The following is an 18,126-nucleotide window of genomic DNA, read 5'->3' as shown; positions in this document are numbered from 1 at the left end:
CCCCGGTCAGCCGGCGGCCGGCAGCGGGGCGAACAGGTCCACCCCGTTGCCCTCGGGATCGTGCAGGACCGCGTACCGCTGGCCCCACACCGCGTCCCACGGCGGCAGGTGACCGTGGAACCCGGCTCCGGTCAGCTCGGCCCAGCGGCGGTCCACCTCCGCCGGGTCGGCGCACCGGAACGCCAGGCTCATCCGGGGCGAGCCGGTCGGCGGCGTCCAGCCCGGGTCGAAGGAACGGATCGTCTCCACCGTGTCCCAGGCCAGCCGCAGCCCGTTGTCCAACGTGACCTCCACGTGCGGCTGGGCCTCCGCGCCGGCCGGGATGTCCAGCCCGAGGCGGCGGTAGAAGTCGAGGGTGCGGGCCATGTCGGCGACCGTCGTGCCGACGAGATCGAATCGAGGTGTCATACCGCCGACCGTACGGCCGGGTGACCGGGGCGTCTTGAACGGAACGGACACCGCGCCGATCGGCGGCCCGGAGTGGCAGGTGTGGCCGCGACGGGGCCGGGCGTCGCGTACGGTGGCAATGAGACAAGTCCGGCTTTTGGGCACGAACACCCCAGATGGCGGGTGCCCGGGCCGGCTCCGAGACGGCGAGGGGAAGGAGCGGCCGTGATGCACCTGGCCTACCTGGACGCGGGATCCGGCAGCCTGATCGTGCAGGCGGTGGTCGGCGGGGCGGCCGGAGCGGCGGTGGCCGCGAAGCTCTACTGGCGTCGGCTGACGGCTCGGTACCGCCGCCAGCGCACCGACCGTTCCTGAGCGGGGCGCACCGGCGATGACCACCCCGCACACCGACGTCCGGGCCGATCCGGGCTCGTTCCGCGACCCGGCCAACCGCGTCTTCCACGCCGACGGGGAGGTGCTGCGCGGCCTCGACGCCCGGGCGGCGCAGGACTGGCGGGCCCTGTCCGCCAGCGACTTCTTCCCGCCGCTGCTCGCCGCCGGCAAGGTCTGCGGCACCGAGCCGGTCGAACCGGCCCAGCTCGCCGACCCGGCCGGCGCGCGGTGGGCCGCGGTGCTGCGCCACGAGCGCATCCCGTTCGTCTCCCACCCGTACGAGTGGTCGTTCGGCATGCTGCGCGACGCGGCCCTGCTGCACCTGGAGATCCTGCGCGCCGCGCTGGCCGCCGGCTTCACCACCAAGGACGGCTCGGCCTACAACCTCCAGTGGCGCGGCGTCGCCCCGGTCTTCATCGACGTCGGCTCGTTCGAGCCGGCCCGCGACGGCGAGCCCTGGGCCGGCTACCGGCAGTTCTGCCAGACGATGCTCTACCCGCTGCTGCTCACCGCGCACCTCGGCGTGGACTTCCAGCCCTGGCTGCGGGCCCAGGTCGACGGCATCCCGCCGGAGCAGATGCGCCGGCTGTTCACCGGCGTCCGGCGGCTGCTGCCCGGCGTGCCCACCCACGTGCACCTGCACTCGGCAATGCAGCAGCGCAACGCCGACGCCGCCAGCGGCGAGGTGCGCGAGCAACTGCGCGGCGCCGGCTTCTCCCGGGAGCTGGCGTTGGCCGCCGTACGCCGGATCGAGCGGCTGGTCCGCCGGCTGCGCCCCCGCCGCGGGCGCAGCCACTGGGCCGACTACCAGCGCACGTGCAGCTACTCCGCCGCCGACCGCGCCGCCAAGGAGCGCTTCGTCGAGCTGGCGCTGACCGCCGCGGCGCCGCCCGGCCTGGTGCTCGACCTGGGCGCCAACGACGGCCGGTACGCCCGCCTCGCCGCCCGGTACGCCGGCTACGTCGTCGCCGTCGAGCAGGACCCGGCCGTGGTCGACGAGCTGTACGCGGCGCTGCGCGCCGAGGAGCAGCGGCGGGTGCTGCCGCTGGTGATGGACCTGGCCGACCCGTCGCCCGGCGGCGGCTGGGGCGGCGTCGAGCGGGCCGCGTTCGCCACCCGGGCCCGGGCCGACCTGGTGCTGGCCCTCGCCGTCGTGCACCACCTGGCGATCGGGCGCAACGTGCCGCTGGCCCAGGTCGTCGACCAGCTCGCCGACGCGTGCGTCCCCGGCGGTCGGCTGGTGGTCGAGTTCGTCCACCCGGAGGACCCGATGGCCCGGCGGCTGCTGGCCAACAAGCCGGCCGGCCTCTTCCCCGACTACCGGCCCGACGCGTTCGCCCGGCTGCTCGCCGCCCGGTGCCGCGTCGAGCGGCGCGTCGAGCTGCCCGGCGGCACCCGGACGCTCTACCAGGCGGTGGTGGGTGGCTGACGTGACCCTGGCGCCGCCGGCCGCCCCCGCGCCGCCGGTCGCCGGGGCGACCCCGGACCGCCCCGGACGCCCGGCCGGGTGGCGGGCCGAGCTGCGCCGGCTGCTGGAGGTGACGGCCCTCGTCGGGCTGGTGGTCACCCAGCCGATGCTGGACGTGCTGGGCCGCAGCCCCGACTTCTTCCTGTTCCACCGGGCCACCCGGGGCGAGATCCTGGCCCTGGTCGCGCTGATCGCCGTCGCGCCCACGGCGGCGCTGGCGCTGCTCGGCGCGGCGAGCCGGCTGGCGGGGCGGCCCGCCCGCGCGGCGGTGCACACCGTGCTCGTCGGCCTGCTGCTGGCCGCCCTCGCCGTGCAGGTGGGCCGGCACGTGACGCCGCTGCGGGGCGTACCGCTGCTGGTCGTCGCCGTGGCGGCCGGCGCGGCCGGGGCGGCGGCGCACCGGCGGTGGCGCGGGCCGGGCCTGGCGCTGCGGGTGGCCGCGGCCGGGCCGGCGGCCTTCGTGGCGCTGTTCCTGTTCGCCTCACCGGCCTCGGCGGTGGTGCTGCCGCGCGGCGACGCCGGGGCGGCCGGGGTGGCCGCCCCGGGCGGGCACCCGCCGGTGGTCATGCTGATCCTCGACGAACTGCCCCTGGTCTCCCTGCTTGGCCCCGACGGGCGGATCGACGCCGCCCGCTACCCGCACTTCGCCGAGCTGGCCGGCGGCGCCACCTGGTACCGCAACGCCACCGGGGTCAGCGGCTGGACGCCGTACGCGCTGCCGGCCATGCTCACCGGCCGCTACCCGGCGAAGCCGCTCGCCCCGCACTACTCGCAGTACCCCGACAACCTGTTCACCGCCCTCGGCGGCCTGTACGACATCCGCGCCGAGGAGAGCATCACCCGGCTCTGCCCGCCCAGCCGCTGCGACCAGCCGGCCAGCCCCCGGCAGGGGCTCGGCACCCTGGTCCGGGAGAGCGGGAAGCTGCTGGGACAGGTCACCGCCCCGGTGGACAGCCACGTCGACCCCGAGGAGTCCTACCGCGAGCAGACCGCCGCCGAGGCCGGCCTGGACGCCGCCGAGCCCGTCCCCGCCGACCCGAAGTTCCGCTGGGACCGGCTGAACGCCAACCAGCCGGCCCGGTTCGCCAGCTTCCTGGCCGGGCTGCGCCCCGGCGACCGGCCCACCCTGCACTTCCTGCACCTGCTGATGCCGCACGCGCCGTGGCAGTTCCTGCCCTCGGGGGCCCGCTACGCCGCCCCGGACGATCTGCCCAACGACGGCACGGGCTGGGTCGAGCTGGCCCGGCGGCGGCACCTGGCCCAACTGGAGTACACCGACCGGCTGATCGGCGAGATGCTGCGCACGCTGCGCGCCACCGGCCTGTACGACCGGGCCCTGGTGGCGGTCACCGCCGACCACGGGGTCAGCTTCGACAACGGCGCCCAGGGCCGGGGGATGGACGCGATCCGCGCGGCGGCCGGGCAGGTGGCCTGGGTGCCGATGTTCGTCAAGGAGCCCGGCCAGCGCGCCGGCCGGGTCGACGACCGCAACTGGGAGCACGTCGACCTGCTGCCCACCGTCGCCGACTACGCGCACGTGCGGATCCCCTGGCGGGTCGACGGGCGCTCGGCCCGGCAGGCCCCGCGCGAGCGCGCCGACAAGCGCTTCTACGACCGGCCGGCGGAACCGGTCACCATCGCCGGCGGGGTGCCCGCGCCGCCGCCGCTGCCGAAGCCGCACCCGCTGGTGGGCACGACCGTGGGCCAGCGCCCGGCCGGCGGGTCGGCGCGGGTCGCCGACCTCGCCGCCTTCCGCGCCGTCGACCCGGACACCGGCGAGCTGCCGGCCCTGGTCTGGGGCACGGTCGAAGCCTCGGTACGCGACGGCACGCTGCTCGCCGTCGCCGTCAACGGGCGGATCGGGGCGGTCGTCCCGGTGGTGCCGCCGGATGTCGGCGGACGCCGGTTCGCGGCCTTCCTCCCCGACGACCGGCTGTTCCGCGCCGGGGACAACCGCGTGGACCTGTACCAGATCGGCACGGGCGGCGAGCTGCGTCACCTGAGTATTTCCTGAGAGTTTCGTTCCTGCTGCCCACCGGGCCCCCGATCACGCTTCGTGCGCGATCGGGGGCCTTTTGTCACATTGGCCCCGTTCGAGGTCGGCTCCCGGCCCCCGGGTTTCCGCGCCCACCTCCCGGGAATCGGGTGACGCATACCTCACCTGCGGAACCACGACGGGCGGTGTCCCCGCAACCGTGTTTACGGTAAAAGCGAAGGCAATTTCAACGTAGATCTGCCGGCGAAGCGAGGAACACATGACGGAAGTCAAGCTCGATCACCCCGGTGGGCAGCTGTCGATGCCGGTGCAGTCGGCGGTCGAGGGCCCCGCCGGCATCGGCGTGAGCAAGCTCCTCAAGGAAACCGGGATGACCACGTACGATCCCGGTTTCGTGAACACTGCGGCCTGCTCCTCCGCGATCACCTACATCGACGGCGACGCGGGCATCCTGCGGTACCGGGGCTACCCGATCGAGCAGCTGGCCGAGAAGTCCTCCTTCCTGGAGGTCTCGTACCTGCTCATCTACGGTGAGCTGCCCGGCCAGCAGCAGCTCGACGAGTTCAGCGAGCGGATCCGGCGGCACTCCCTGCTGCACGAGGAGATGCGCCGCTTCTTCGACGGCTTCCCCCGCGACGCGCACCCGATGGCCGTGCTCTCCTCGGCCGTCAGCGCCATCTCGACCTTCTACCAGGACAGCCTGGACCCGTTCGACTCCGACCACGTCGAGATGTCCACCGTCCGGCTGATGGCGAAGGTCCCCACGATCGCCTCGTACGCCTACAAGAAGTCGATCGGGCAGCCGCTGCTGTACCCGGACAACTCCCTGGGCTACGTGGAGAACTTCCTGCGGATGACGTTCGGCGTGCCGGCGGAGCCGTACGAGGTCGACCCGGTCATGGCCAAGGTGCTGGACATGCTGTTCATCCTGCACGCCGACCACGAGCAGAACTGCTCCACGTCGACCGTGCGGCTGGTCGGCTCCAGCAACGCCAACCTCTTCGCCTCCGTCTCGGCCGGGGTGAACGCCCTGTTCGGCCCGCTGCACGGCGGCGCCAACCAGGCCGTGCTGGAGATGCTGGAGAAGATCCAGGCCGACGGCGGCGACGTGCAGTCCTTCGTCCGCAAGGTCAAGGACAAGCAGGACGGCGTCAAGCTGATGGGCTTCGGCCACCGGGTCTACAAGAACTACGACCCCCGGGCCGCGATCGTGAAGAAGGCCGCGCAGGACGTCCTCGGCCGGATGGCCAAGCCGGACCCGCTGCTGGACATCGCGATGCAGCTGGAGGAGATCGCCCTCGCCGACGACTTCTTCGTCTCCCGCCGGCTCTACCCGAACGTGGACTTCTACACCGGCCTGATCTACAAGGCCATGGGCTTCCCGACGAAGATGTTCACCGTGCTGTTCGCCCTCGGCCGGCTGCCCGGCTGGATCGCCCAGTGGCGCGAGATGCTCGGCGACCCGGAGACCAAGATCGGCCGCCCGCGGCAGCTCTACACCGGTTATCCGGAGCGCGCGTACGAGCGGCCCGCCGACCGCTGACGCTTGTTAACAAGGGCCCCCTGCCATGCGGAATGCGATGGCAGGGGGCCCTTCCTTGCGCCTCAGCGCAGGCCGGCCGCGGCCAGCAGGTTGCCCTCGGCGACCTGCCGCGGGGCGCCGGCCCCGCTCATCCGCCGCTCGGCGCGCTCGGCGGTGAACGCCGGGGCCTTGGCGATCGCCGAGGCGTACGTGTCGGCCGTGCGGCGTGCGATGGCCGCCCAGCCGTACTGCTCCTGGACCATCGTCCGGGCCCGGCGGGCCAGCGCCCGGGCGCGCTCGGTGTCCGACAGCAGGGCGTGCACCGCCTCGGTCAGCCCCGCCGGGTCCTGCGGGGCGAAGGTCATCCCGGTGACGCCCGGCTCGACGATCTCGGCCAGGCCGCCCGTCGCGGCGACCGCCAGGGGGCGCGCCCGCCGCCGCCCCCTCCAGGGCGACCATGCCGAACGGCTCGTAGATGCTCGGCACCGCGAAGCAGTCCGAGGCGGCCATCACCGCAGGCAGGTCGGTGCCGCCGAGGAAGCCCGGCATGCTGACCGTGCCGTCGAGGCCCAGCCGGTGCACCTCGGCCTCCAGCGCCGGCTTGTACGGCCCGTCGCCGACGATCACCGCGCGCAGCCCGGGGTGCCGCTCCCGCAGCCGGGGCAGCCCGGCGAGCAGGTGCTGCACGCCCTTCTCGTAGACCAGCCGGCCGGCGAAGGTGACCAGGGGGCCGTCGCCGGCGAACCGGGCCCGCGCCGAGGCAACCGCCGACGTCGGCGCCTTCCACCGGTGCGGCTCCACCCCGTTGGGCACCACGTCGACCCGGGTGGCCGGCACGTCGAACAGCGCGCCGACCTCGTCGCGCATGTATCCCGAGCAGACGATCACCCGGTTGGACTCGGAGCTGAGCCACTGTTCGACGCCGTGGATGGTGCGGTTCATCTCCTGCGGCAGCCAGCCCTGGTGCCGGCCCGCCTCCGTGGCGTGGATCGTGCTGACCAGCGGGATGTCGAGGTGGTCCCGCAGGGTCATCGCGGTGTGCGCGACGAGCCAGTCGTGGGCGTGGATGACGTCGTAGGCGCCGGATTCGGTGGCGCGCAGGGCGGCGCGGGTGAGGGTGTGGTTGAAGGCCATGGTCCAGGCGAGGAGGCTGCCGGTGGCCAGGGGGAAGGCGACGGGGTCCTCGGCGGCGCGCAGGACGCGGACGCCGTCGGCGTATTCCTCCAGGGGTGCGCCGTCGGCGTGGCGGGTGACGACGGTGACCTCGTGGCCGGCGGCGGCGAGGGCGACGGAGAGGGCGTGCACGTGGCGGCCGAGGCCGCCGACGAGCACCGGCGGGTACTCCCAGGAGAGCATGAGGATGCGGCGGGTCTGCGGGGGCACCCCGCAGCCGTGGGGCTGCGGGAGCGCCGGCTGCGGGATCTGGGACCGTGAGGTGGTGCTGGGCCGGCAGAGCCGGTCCGTGGCGGTGGCGGTCTGCTCGCCGGCCCGCAGGGTCGTCACATCGAACTCCGTCCGTGCAGGGTGGAACGCGCCGGCAACGATGGCGGCGTGACAGGGCAAGGTGGGGTGGCCGAGGGCCGAGCGGGAACGCGCGCCTCCGCACGCACCCGCATCAAGGAAAGGGCATCCGGGCCCGAACCGCATCCCGAGAGGGCCCAAGGTGACGGACACCACCCAAAGGTCCAGTCGGCATCAGGCGGGCGGAATCGGTTACGGCACCAACGGGTGGATTGGGCCGACCGACGGCGGGGCATTAGCGGCGTGCGCACCCGGCGGGCACGGCCCCGTCCGGGGCGATCATCATCATGGGCTGAGGAGCGACATGCAGGTCTGGCCGGGCGAGCGGTACCCGCTGGGGGCCACCCACGACGGGATGGGCACCAACTTCGCGATCTTCTCCGAGGTGGCCGAGCGTGTCGAGCTCTGCCTGTTCGACGAGTGGGACACCGGCGCGGAGCGCCGCGTCGAGCTGCGTGAGGTCGACGCGTACGTCTGGCACTGCTACCTCCCGGGCATCGAGCCGGGGCAGCGGTACGGCTACCGGGTCCACGGCCCGTGGGACCCGGCGAACGGCATCCGCTGCAACCCCCACAAGCTGCTGCTCGACCCGTACGCGAAGGCCGTCGACGGTGACGTCGAGTGGAACCCGGCCGTCTACGACTACGAGGTGGGCGGCGACGAGAACCGGATGTCGGAGACCGACTCGGCCCCGTTCATGCCGAAGTCGGTGGTGGTGAACCCGTACTTCGACTGGGGCAACGACCGGCCGCCGCGCACCCCCTACCACCACTCGGTGATCTACGAGGCGCACGTGCGGGGGCTGACCATGCGCCACCCCGACATCCCCGAGGAGCTGCGCGGCACGTACGCGGCCATCGCCTCCCCGGTCATGATCGAATACTTCCAGCGGCTCGGGGTCACGGCCGTGGAGCTGATGCCGGTGCACCAGTTCGTGCACGACCACCGGCTGGCCGACCTGGGGCTGCGCAACTACTGGGGCTACAACACGATCGGCTTCTTCGCCCCCCACCACGGGTACGCGGCCCTCGGCGGCCTGGGCCAGCAGGTGCAGGAGTTCCGGGGCATGGTCAAGACGCTGCACGCCGCCGGCATCGAGGTCATCCTCGACGTGGTCTACAACCACACCGCCGAGGGCAACCACCTCGGCCCGACGCTGAGCTTCAAGGGCGTCGACAACCCGAGCTACTACCGGCTCTCCGAGGAGAACCGGCGCTACTTCGTCGACTACACCGGCACCGGCAACAGCCTCAACGTGCGCAGCCCCCACTCCCTGCAACTGATCATGGACTCGCTGCGCTATTGGGTCACCGAGATGCACGTCGACGGCTTCCGGTTCGACCTCGCCGCGACCCTGGCCCGCGAGTTCTACGAGGTCGACCGGCTGTCCACCTTCTTCGAGGTGGTCCAGCAGGACCCGGTGGTCAGCCAGGTCAAGCTCATCGCCGAGCCGTGGGACGTCGGCCCCGGCGGCTACCAGGTGGGCAACTTCCCGCCGCTGTGGACCGAGTGGAACGGCAAGTACCGCGACACGGTGCGCGACTTCTGGCGCGGCGAGCCGGCCACCCTCGCCGAGTTCGCCTCCCGCATCTCCGGCTCCGCCGACCTCTACCAGGACGACGGCCGCCGCCCGTTCCACAGCATCAACTTCGTCACCTGCCACGACGGGTTCACCCTTAACGACCTGGTGTCGTACAACGACAAGCACAACGAGGCCAACGGGGAGGACAACCGCGACGGCGAGGGCCACAACCGGTCCTGGAACTGCGGCGTCGAGGGGGAGACCGACGACCCCGGCGTGCTGGCCCTGCGCCAGCGGCAGCGGCGCAACTTCCTGGCCACCCTGATCCTCTCCCAGGGCGTGCCGATGATCGGCCACGGCGACGAGCTGGGCCGCACCCAGCGCGGCAACAACAACGCCTACTGCCAGGACAGCGAGCTGGCCTGGGTCGACTGGGACAACGCCGACGAGCCGCTGCTGGACTTCGTCCGGAAGCTGGTCGACTTCCGCCGCCGCCACCAGGTGTTCCGCCGCCGCCGCTTCTTCACCGGCCTGCCCGTCGGCGGCCGGGCCGCCGGCTCGGGGCTGCCCGACCTGGCCTGGTACACCCCCGACGGCCGGGAGATGACCGGCGAGGACTGGGGCAACGACTTCGGCCGTTCGGTGGCCCTGTTCGTCAACGGCGACGGCATCCGCGAACGCGGCCAGTACGGCCAGCGCCACCGCGACTCGTCCTTCCTGCTCTGCTTCAACGCCCACGACGCCCCGCTCGACTTCACCCTGCCCGGCGAGGAGTTCGGCCAGCGCTGGGAACAGGTGATCAGCACCGCCGAACCGGACCCGGAGAAGCCGACCCTCGTCGAGGCGGCCGGCACCATCTGCGTGCCCGACCGCTGCCTGGTGGTCCTGGAGAGGACGGTCTGACGGTGCCCCCCACCTCCGATGCCCCGGCCGCCCGGGTCGGCTCGACCTACCGGGTGCAGGTCCGCCCCGGCTTCAACCTCGACACCACCGCCGGCCTCGCCGGCTACCTGGCCGACCTCGGCGTCACCCACCTCTACAGCGCCCCGCTGCTCACCGCCACCCCCGGCTCCCAGCACGGCTACGACGTGGTCGACCACCGGGCCGTCAACCCCGAGCTGGGCGGGGAGGCCGCCCGGGTGCGGCTGGTGCGGGCGCTGCGCGCCGCCGGGCTCGGCCTCGTCGTCGACATCGTGCCCAACCACGCCGGGGTGGCCCGGCCGGCGGCCAACCCCGCCTGGTGGGACGTGCTGCGCCGGGGCCGCGACTCGGCGTACGCGCGCTGGTTCGACATCGACTGGGACCGGGGCCGGCTGCTGCTGCCCGTGCTCGCCGACACCCCCGACGCCCTCGACGACCTCACGATCGCCGACGGGGAGCTGCGCTACCACGAGCACCGCTTCCCGATCGCCGACGGCACCGGCGACGGCAGCCCCCGGCAGGTGCACGACCGGCAGCACTACGAGCTGGTCTCCTGGCGGCGCGGCGACCGCGAGCTGACGTACCGCCGGTTCTTCGCCGTCGCCGACCTCGCCGGCCTGCGGGTGGAGGACCCGGAGGTCTTCGCCGCCACCCACGCGGAGGTCCTGCGGTGGGCGGCGGCCGGCGAGGTCGACGGCATCCGCGTCGACCACCCCGACGGGCTGCGCGACCCCGCCGGCTACCTGGCCCGGCTGCGCGCCGCCGCGCCGCAGGCGTGGCTGCTGGTGGAGAAGATCCTGGAGTACGGCGAGGAGCTGCCCGACTGGCCGGTGGACGGCACCACCGGCTACGACGCCCTCGCCGCCGTCGGCGGCCTCTTCGTCGACGGCGACGCCGAGGCCGACTTCACCGCCCTCGACGCCCGGCTCACCGGCCGGCACACCTCCTGGCAGGACCTCACCCACGCCACCAAGCTGGCCGCCGCCACCCGGCTGCTCGCCGCCGAGCTGACCCGGCTCGCCGCCCTCGCCCCCGAGCTCGCCCCCGACTCCGCCCGCGCCGCCCTGGCGGAGCTGGCCGCCTGCTTCCCGGTCTACCGGGGCTACCCGCCGCACGGGGCCCGCCACCTCGCCGCCGCCCGCGCCGAGGCGGGCCGCCGCCGCCCCGACCTGGCCCCGGCCCTCGACGCGGTCACCCGCCGGCTGCGCGACCCCGACGACGAGCTGGGCGTACGCTTCCCGCAGCTCAGCGGCGCGGTGATGGCCAAGGGCGTCGAGGACACCGCCTACTACCGGTGGAGCCGGTTCGTCGCGCTCAACGAGGTCGGCGGCAGCCCCGCCCACTTCGGCACCCCGCCGGCGGAGTTCCACCGGTTCGCCGCCGCCCGGCAGGTCCGCTGGCCGGCGGCCATGACCACCCTCTCCACCCACGACACCAAGCGCGGCGAGGACGTCCGGGCCCGCCTCGCCGTGCTCTCCGAGCTGCCCGGGCGCTGGGCCGAGCTGGTCACCGGGTGGACGGCCGCCGCGCCGCTGCCCGACCCGGCGTTCGCGCACCTGCTCTGGCAGACCGCCATCGGCGCGTGGCCCATCGAGCGGGAGCGGCTGCACGCGTACGCCGAGAAGGCCGCCCGGGAGGCGTCGGTGGCCACGAGCTGGGCCGACCCCGACCCCGGCTTCGAGCGCGCCATGCACGCCCTGGTCGACCGCATGTACGACGACCCGGAGCTGCACGCCGAGCTGACCGCCTTCGCCGCCGAGATCACCCCCGCCGGCTGGGCCAACTCGCTGGGGCAGAAGCTCGTCCAGCTCGCCATGCCCGGGGTGCCCGACACCTACCAGGGCACCGAGCTGTGGGACAACTCCCTGGTCGACCCGGACAACCGCCGCCCGGTCGACTTCTCCGTACGCCGGGAGAAGCTGGCCCGGCTCGACGCCGGCCTGCGGCCCTCGGTCGACGCCTCCGGCGCGGCGAAGCTGCTCGTGGTGTCGCGGACGCTGCGGCTGCGCCGCGACCACCCCGAGCTGTTCGCCGGCTACCGCCCGGTGCCCGCCCGGGGGCCGGCCGCCGCCCACGTCGTCGCCTTCGACCGGGCCGGCTCTCCTCCCGGCGGGCCGCACCGCGCCGGGGCGGTCGCCGTGGCCACCCGGCTGCCGCTGCGGCTGGCCCGCACCGGCGGCTGGCGGGGCACCCGGCTGTCGCTGGCCGGCGGCAGTGTTACGGACGTGTTCACCGGACGGGTCTACAGTGGGGTCGAGCTGCTGCTGGACGATCTGCTCGACACCCTCCCCGTCGCCCTCCTCGCACCCACCGACTCCGTGGAGGCTGCCGCATGACCGAGTTCACCGTGTGGGCGCCCGGGGCCGCCCGGGTCCGGCTGCGGCTGGCCGGCGACGCCGACCACGAGATGCGTCCCGAGCCGGGCGGCTGGTGGCGGGTCGAGGTGCCCGACGCGGGCCCCGGCACCGACTACGGGTTCGTCCTCGGCGACGACGACCGGGCCCTGCCCGACCCCCGCTCGCCCTGGCAGCCCGCCGGGGTGCACGGGCCGAGCCGGCGCTACGACCACGCCGCCCACCGCTGGGGCGACACCGGCTGGACCGGCCGCCAACTGCCCGGCAGCATCCTCTACGAGCTGCACATCGGCACGTTCACCCCCGAGGGCACCTTCGACGCGGCGATCGAGCGCCTCGACCACCTCGTCGACCTCGGCGTCGACCTGGTCGAGCTGCTGCCGGTCAACGCCTTCAACGGCGAGCACAACTGGGGGTACGACGGGGTCTGCTGGTTCGCCCCGCACGAACCCTACGGCGGCCCCGACGGGTTGAAACGGTTCGTCGACGCCGCCCACGCCAAGGGACTGGGGGTGATCCTCGACGTCGTCTACAACCATTTCGGGCCCTCCGGGGCCTACGCGCCGATGTTCGCGCCGTACCTGACCGAGCGGAGCAACACCTGGGGCCGCACCGTCAACCTCGACGGCCGCCACTCCGACGAGGTGCGCCGCTACATCGTCGACAGCATCGTGATGTGGCTGCGCGACTACCACGTCGACGGCCTGCGCCTCGACGCCGTGCACGCCATGCCCGACACCCGCGCCACCCACCTGCTCGAGGAGATCGCGGTGGCGGTGGAGGCCCTGTCGACCCGGCTGGGCCGGCCGCTGTCGCTGATCGCCGAGTCCGACCTCAACGATCCGCGGCTGGTCACGCCCCGCGAGGCCGGCGGGTACGGCCTGCACGCCCAGTGGAACGACGACGCCCACCACGCCCTGCACACCCTGCTCACCGGGGAGCGGCAGGGCTACTATGCCGACTTCGGCTCCCTGGAGTGCCTGGCGCAGGTGCTGACCGGCGGGTTCTTCCACGCCGGCACATGGTCCAGCTTCCGCGAGCGCAGCCACGGCCGCCCCGTGGACCGGCAGCGCGTGCCGGGGCACCGCTTCGTGGCGTACCTGCAGAACCACGACCAGATCGGCAACCGGGCCACCGGCGACCGGATCTCCGCGACGCTGTCCCCGGCGCTGCTGCGGGTCGGCGCGACGCTGCTGCTCACCGGCCCGTTCACCCCGATGCTGTTCATGGGGGAGGAGTGGGCGGCCAGCACCCCGTGGCAGTTCTTCACCAGCCACCCCGAGCCGGAGCTGGCCACCGCCGTGGCCACCGGACGCAGGCGCGAGTTCGCCGCGCACGGCTGGCCGCCCGGCGACGTGCCGGACCCGCAGGACTCGGCGACGTTCCTGCGCTCCCGGCTCGACTGGGCCGAGCTGGACAAGCCCGAACACCGCCGGATGTACGACTTCTACCGCCGGCTCATCGCCCTGCGCAAGAGCGAGCCCGACCTGTCCGACCCCCGGCTCGACGCCGTGGACGTCCGGCACGGCGACCAGTTCCTGGTGATGCGCCGGGGCGAGCGGATGGTGGTGGCGAACCTCGCCGGCCGGCCGCAGCGGATCACCCTGCCGGGGGTGGCGCGGCGGGTGCTGCTGGCGACGGAGGAGGGCGTCTCGGTGACCCGCGACCGCATCGAACTCCCCCCGGAATCGGCAGCGGTGGTCGCCCTGTGAGGGCCCGTTCGGGGCTTCCCCCACGCACTCGCCCGCCTACGGTGATCAAGAGGAAAACGTCAGAGTTGATCTCGACGATGACGTTTTCCTCTTGATCACCGCGCTGCCCCGGGCCAGACCCCCTGCCCGGAGTGAACGGTCCACAGGAGCACATGGCGAAGCGCGGGGCTTCATGTTTCCTGTGCTCCCCGCCGCAGGGCTCGGTAGTGGGGAGCACGGCCATCGGTGAGGTAGACCGGGGTTAGCCTGCTGCGGGCTCCTACCGCCGCATCTATCCGTGGGGAAACGCTGTCCGGGAGGTGCCGTTTGGCGTCGCTGGGCGGGAAGAAGGCAACGTCTTCCAGTTCCTGTCCGGGCAGGTCGAAGTCGTTCCGATCGCTGAGATTTCCGCAGTCGAAGGTGAAGTGAATGAGGGAGCGTGGCCGGTCCCCGGCAGGGGAAGCCCAGTCCACGACGAGGAGATCTCCCACCATTACGGCAAAGCCCAACTCCTCCTGGACTTCCCGGGAGCATCCCACATGCGGAAACTCTCCGTCTTCCAGATATCCGCCGGGGAAGGCCCAGTGATCGCGATAGGTGGGCTTGACCAGCAGTATGTGGCCTGCGGAGTTGGTGATGAAAGCGGCTGTGGCGGCGTAGAAGGCGGGCAGGTTGGCATACCAGGTGGCGGGCTCCGTCCAGGTCACCTTGGTGACGCTAGCCGACAGCTCCCGATCTTGGACCGCGCTACCCGAGCGCTGTCGGAGCCGCGAGGGTGTGCAGGAGTTTCTTGACCCGAGGCACCGTCCTGTGGGCATTCAGCGTGGTCATGAGTTCGCTGACCCGGTATGTGACGCGAGCAGAGCGAACCGCCGGCATGCACAGCGCCAGTTCGCCACCCCAGTTACAGGCCGCTTCGAGGTCTCCGGAGCGGGCGTGGGTCGTGGCGATGAGTGCGGTGTGCAGAGCACGTGTCCGTACGTTCTGGTTGGCGAGAGCAACCGCGTCGGGTGCATGCCGAAGGGCGGGCCCGAACAGGCGAAGGGTGCTCAGACAGCTCAGGGCGAAAGATCGTGCTCAATTCGGGATCGAGTGGCATCCCCAGCGGAGCGAGGCCACTCGATCCCCGATCGAGCGCGGCCTTTGCCCGACACCGGCTCTCGGCCCGGCCGGTGCCCGTGGGCGCGGCGCAGGTCCCACCTCTCCCGGGGCCTGCGCAGGTGTCGGTCGCGCCGGCTATCCTGCGCCGGCACGTCGGGGTCGGCCCGGCGGGCGGGGCCGGTGCGCGTGGCGGCCGTCGGGTGTGGAGGGGGCGCGTAATGGGCGATGCGGCGGGCGTCGACGAGTGCCGGGCGGTCGGCCGGCAGGTGCTGGCGGCGGCGGGCCGGCAGCGGGAGGCCGCCCTGCGGCGGCTGGCGCAGCTCGGCGCGGCCGATCCCGCGCTGCGGCAGGACGCCGCCGACGCGGTGTGCGCCTACCTGCGTACCCCGAGCGTCGGCGTACCTGCCGACGGCCCGGACGCCGACGGGCGGCGGGCGGCGGGGCGGGTGCTCGCCGGGCTGCTCCGGCCCGACGCCAGCGTGCCGGCGGTCGGCGTCGAGCTGGCCGGGGCGACCCTCGTCGACGCCGACCTCGGCGGCTGCGCGCTGGCCGGGGCCGGGTTCGACGACGCCCGGTTCCTCGGGGCGACCTCGTTCGCAAGGGCCCGGTTCGCCAGTCAGGCGATCTTCGCCCGCGCGCTCTTCCACGGCGAGGCCCGCTTCGACGACGCCGAGTTCGCCGCCGACGCCGTGTTCGGGCGCGCCCGGTTCCGGGGGCCGGCCAGCTTTGCGGGCGCCGCGTTCGGCGGGCTGGCCTGGTTCGGGCGCGGCGAGGAGGAACTCTGGGAGGACGACCCGGCCTGGGACACCATCGAGGAGGTCCGGCCCGCCGAGTGGGACGAGCCGAACGAGGACGACCCCGGCTGGCCCGTGGCGGTGCTGATGGGCGACTACCAGGAGTGGACCGAGGGCGGCGACGGGGCCCGCTTCGTCGGCCCGGTGTCGTTCCGGCGGGCCCGCTTCGTCGGCCCCGCCTGGTTCTACAACGCGCGCTTCGGCGCGGGGGCGGCCTTCGGCGGGGCGTGGTTCGGCGGGCCGGTGCACCTGGACCAGCCCGCCGTCGACCTCACCGACGCCCGGTGGGCCGGCTCGGCCGACGACGAACCGGTGTGCTGGCCGCTGGGCTGGACCCCGGGCCCCGCCCCGGACGGCGCGAACGGGCTGGCCGGGGCGGAGAAACTGGCCGCCGCGCCGGCCGGTCCGCAGGGTTCGACCGCCCCGGGCGGCGCGGCGGTGCTCGTGCCCGACGGCTCCGTCGCGCCGTACGCCCGCCAGCTCGCCCACCCCGACCCCGACGTACGCCGGGTCGGGCTGCGCGTCCTCGGCGAGCTGGGCGACGCGCGACCGGAGCTGCGCCAGCGGGTCGTGGACACCGTCTGCGGCTACCTGCGTGCGCCGCTGCCGTTCCCCGTGACCGGCGAGCTGACCGCCGCGCAGGCCGGCGAGGTGGAGCTGCGCCGCGCCGCGCAGCGGCTCCTCGCCGCGCGCCTGCGCCCGGGGCCGGGCGAGGCTGCCTGCCTGCGCCCGGGGCCAGGCGGGGTGGGCAGGCCGGATGGGCCAGGCGGGGCGGGCAGGGCGGATGGGCCAGGCGGGGCGGGCAGGCCGGATGGGCCAGGCAGGGTGGGCAGCGCGGGCAGGGCGGATGAGCCGGGCGGTCCTGCTTCCAGCTCCGCGCACTGGGCGGGCATGAGGCTGTTGCTGTGCGGGGCGACCCTCGTCGACCTTGACCTCAGCGGCTGCCTGGTGGACTACGCGGACTTCACGGCCGCCCAGTTCCACGGCGTTACCCGCTTCGACGGGTCCACGTTCGAGGGCGCCGCGTTCCGCCTCGGCGGCCCCGAGGGGCGCGCCTCGTTCCACGGCGACGTCACCTTCGCCGGGGCACGCCTCGACAGATTCCGCGCCCCGGCGGAGGTCCTCGGCGCGGTCGTCTTCCACGCCACCCACGACCTCCCCACCCCCACCCCCACCCCCACCCCGTCCTGACCCCCGCACCCCCCCGTTCTCAGCGATCTTGCACTTGCGGCCCCCGCATAACGGCGATAACGGGCGAACCGAGGGCCGCAAGTGCAAGATCGCCGCCCCGCCCCGCCCCGCCCCGGGGCGGGGCCGGGGTGGGTATCGTCTCGGCGTGGTGGATGAGAGGGCCGTGGGGGCCGAGGGGCTGTTGTTGGGGCGGATCGCCGGTGAGGCGTGGATCGTCGACCTGCTGCGCCGGTTCGACTTCGACCTGGACCGGGTGGCCGACGGGCCGCCGGAGGCGGTGCACCTGCCCAGCGGCGAGCCCTTGGAGATGATCGCCGGGGATGCCACGGGCGGGGCCTTCATGCTGGTGGGCACCGGCGTCAACCGTCCCGTGCTGTACGTCGGCTCGGAGGGGGAGGGCGGGTTGATCGCGGCCGACTTGCGCGCCGCCCTCGCCCTCGTCGTCGGGCTCTCCAGCATCCACGACGCGACGACGGTCCCGTACGGCGACGACGGCGGCGCGCGGCTGCGGGAGTGGCTGGCCCGCGCCGACGAGGAGATCCGCGAGGACTGGCCGGAGCTGGACGCGGAACGGGCGCGGCTGCGGCAGGCGCTCGACCTGCCGGAGGCCGACGGGCTGCTGGAGGCGCTGCACCGCCTGGCGGCCGACGAGGACTACCGCCCGGTCAGCGACGCCGGCGACCGGTACGAGCCGATGGTCGACGCGCCCGTCGCGTAGCGAGCAGGAGGCGCCGACCCGTCAGATCGTCGGATCGCCGACCCGGCAGGCCGGGGTTGCCGCCGGGGGAGGTCGACCCGTCAGGTCATCCCGTAGCCGAGTTCCTCGGCGGCCACCGACCAGAAGCGGTTCTCGTGGCCCACCGACGCCGGGTCGAGCTGCCGGAACCGGTCGGTGAGCCGCTCGCCGACCGCCTCGAGGTCGTCGTCGGCGTCGTCGGGCAGCGCGTCGGCCTCGACACGGGCTACCAGATACGCCTCGGCGCAGGCGACGAGCGCGTCCAGGGTGGAGTTCACCGGCTCGGCGCCGTCGTCGTCGACGAGGGACACGACGCCCGTGGCCGGGTCGACGACGAGGCGGGACAGTCCCTCGTCCTCGGCGAGGACGAGGCCGGTCGACTCGGCGCGGACGGCCGGCAGCCAGACGCCGGGGTAGGGAAGCTGCTCCCCGAGGGACCGCAGCCGGGCGAGGGCGGCGTCGATCGCCGCGTCGGTGGTCGGCACCGCCTCACCCTAGCGCTGGGCGCGGGCCCGCCGGCCGGTGCTCC

12 protein-coding genes and 1 pseudogene are annotated in these 18,126 nt (G+C 74.0%); 9 read left to right on the top strand and 4 right to left on the bottom strand.

Annotated features, from left to right (window positions below):
- Positions 1–6 precede the first annotated feature (6 nt).
- Positions 7–408, bottom strand: coding sequence for a VOC family protein (locus tag ACFYWL_RS05450; RefSeq protein WP_386967682.1), 402 nt, complete (start codon positions 406–408; stop codon positions 7–9).
- Between the two features lie 204 nt (positions 409–612).
- Here ACFYWL_RS05450 and ACFYWL_RS05445 point away from each other — a divergent pair, with 204 nt between their 5' ends.
- The 4 genes from ACFYWL_RS05445 (at position 613) to ACFYWL_RS05430 (ending at position 5,787) form a co-directional block, all read left to right on the top strand.
- Entirely contained in the window at positions 613–762 is a 150-nt protein-coding gene (locus ACFYWL_RS05445) for a hypothetical protein (protein WP_386967680.1), read from the top strand.
- A 16-nt stretch (positions 763–778) separates the two neighbouring features.
- Complete coding sequence (locus tag ACFYWL_RS05440) at positions 779–2,209, top strand: class I SAM-dependent methyltransferase (protein ID WP_386967678.1); 1,431 nt, start codon at positions 779–781, stop codon at positions 2,207–2,209.
- Positions 2,202–4,262, top strand: coding sequence for a sulfatase-like hydrolase/transferase (locus ACFYWL_RS05435; protein ID WP_386967675.1), 2,061 nt, complete (start codon positions 2,202–2,204; stop codon positions 4,260–4,262). Before ACFYWL_RS05440 ends, ACFYWL_RS05435 begins: the two co-directional genes overlap by 8 nt.
- Positions 4,263–4,503: 241 nt before the next feature.
- A complete protein-coding gene (locus tag ACFYWL_RS05430) occupies positions 4,504–5,787 on the top strand; it encodes a citrate synthase (RefSeq protein WP_386967673.1) in 1,284 nt (427 codons plus the stop codon).
- Between the two features lie 62 nt (positions 5,788–5,849).
- Here the strand turns inward: ACFYWL_RS05430 and ACFYWL_RS05425 are convergent.
- Positions 5,850–7,269, bottom strand: a pseudogene (locus ACFYWL_RS05425) (glycosyltransferase family 4 protein).
- A gap of 322 nt (positions 7,270–7,591) precedes the next feature.
- Here ACFYWL_RS05425 and glgX point away from each other — a divergent pair.
- From glgX to treZ, 3 genes are read left to right on the top strand one after another with little or no spacing between them, the layout of a single operon-like run.
- Entirely contained in the window at positions 7,592–9,712 is a 2,121-nt protein-coding gene (glgX, locus tag ACFYWL_RS05420) for a glycogen debranching protein GlgX (protein ID WP_386967670.1), read from the top strand.
- 2 nt (positions 9,713–9,714) lie between these two features.
- Entirely contained in the window at positions 9,715–12,066 is a 2,352-nt protein-coding gene (gene treY / locus ACFYWL_RS05415; RefSeq protein ID WP_386967668.1) for a malto-oligosyltrehalose synthase, read from the top strand.
- Complete coding sequence (gene treZ / locus ACFYWL_RS05410) at positions 12,063–13,796, top strand: malto-oligosyltrehalose trehalohydrolase (protein ID WP_386967665.1); 1,734 nt, start codon at positions 12,063–12,065, stop codon at positions 13,794–13,796. Before treY ends, treZ begins: the two co-directional genes overlap by 4 nt.
- A gap of 170 nt (positions 13,797–13,966) precedes the next feature.
- On the opposite strand, the gene ACFYWL_RS05405 is transcribed toward treZ, so the two are convergent.
- Complete coding sequence (locus tag ACFYWL_RS05405; protein ID WP_386967663.1) at positions 13,967–14,482, bottom strand: NUDIX domain-containing protein; 516 nt, start codon at positions 14,480–14,482, stop codon at positions 13,967–13,969.
- A 612-nt stretch (positions 14,483–15,094) separates the two neighbouring features.
- Here ACFYWL_RS05405 and ACFYWL_RS05400 point away from each other — a divergent pair.
- Positions 15,095–16,861: a pentapeptide repeat-containing protein gene (locus tag ACFYWL_RS05400; RefSeq protein WP_386967661.1), complete on the top strand. Its 1,767-nt coding sequence runs from the start codon at positions 15,095–15,097 to the stop codon at positions 16,859–16,861.
- A 145-nt stretch (positions 16,862–17,006) separates the two neighbouring features.
- Positions 17,007–17,579 carry a hypothetical protein gene (locus tag ACFYWL_RS05395; RefSeq protein WP_386967658.1) on the top strand — a complete coding sequence of 191 codons (573 nt, stop codon included), beginning with the start codon at positions 17,007–17,009 and terminating at the stop codon, positions 17,577–17,579.
- An 80-nt stretch (positions 17,580–17,659) separates the two neighbouring features.
- On the opposite strand, the gene ACFYWL_RS05390 is transcribed toward ACFYWL_RS05395, so the two are convergent.
- Positions 17,660–18,082: an SUKH-4 family immunity protein gene (locus ACFYWL_RS05390; protein ID WP_386967656.1), complete on the bottom strand. Its 423-nt coding sequence runs from the start codon at positions 18,080–18,082 to the stop codon at positions 17,660–17,662.
- Positions 18,083–18,126: the final 44 nt, after the last annotated feature.

Origin of the sequence: Micromonospora sp. NPDC002575 (genome assembly GCF_042889525.1) — a bacterium.
Lineage (GTDB): Bacteria > Actinomycetota > Actinomycetes > Mycobacteriales > Micromonosporaceae > Micromonospora > Micromonospora carbonacea.
This window is presented reverse-complemented; position numbering and strand designations above follow the sequence as displayed.

What these genes read in the sequence shown, in the direction of transcription:
- ACFYWL_RS05450 (WP_386967682.1), bottom strand. Translation starts at nt 408, where the DNA reads ATGACACCTCGATTCGATCTCGTCGGCACGACGGTCGCCGACATGGCC.
- ACFYWL_RS05440 (WP_386967678.1), top strand. Translation starts at nt 779, where the DNA reads ATGACCACCCCGCACACCGACGTCCGGGCCGATCCGGGCTCGTTCCGC.
- ACFYWL_RS05430 (WP_386967673.1), top strand. Translation starts at nt 4,504, where the DNA reads ATGACGGAAGTCAAGCTCGATCACCCCGGTGGGCAGCTGTCGATGCCG.
- glgX (WP_386967670.1), top strand. Translation starts at nt 7,592, where the DNA reads ATGCAGGTCTGGCCGGGCGAGCGGTACCCGCTGGGGGCCACCCACGAC.
- treZ (WP_386967665.1), top strand. Translation starts at nt 12,063, where the DNA reads ATGACCGAGTTCACCGTGTGGGCGCCCGGGGCCGCCCGGGTCCGGCTG.
- ACFYWL_RS05400 (WP_386967661.1), top strand. Translation starts at nt 15,095, where the DNA reads ATGGGCGATGCGGCGGGCGTCGACGAGTGCCGGGCGGTCGGCCGGCAG.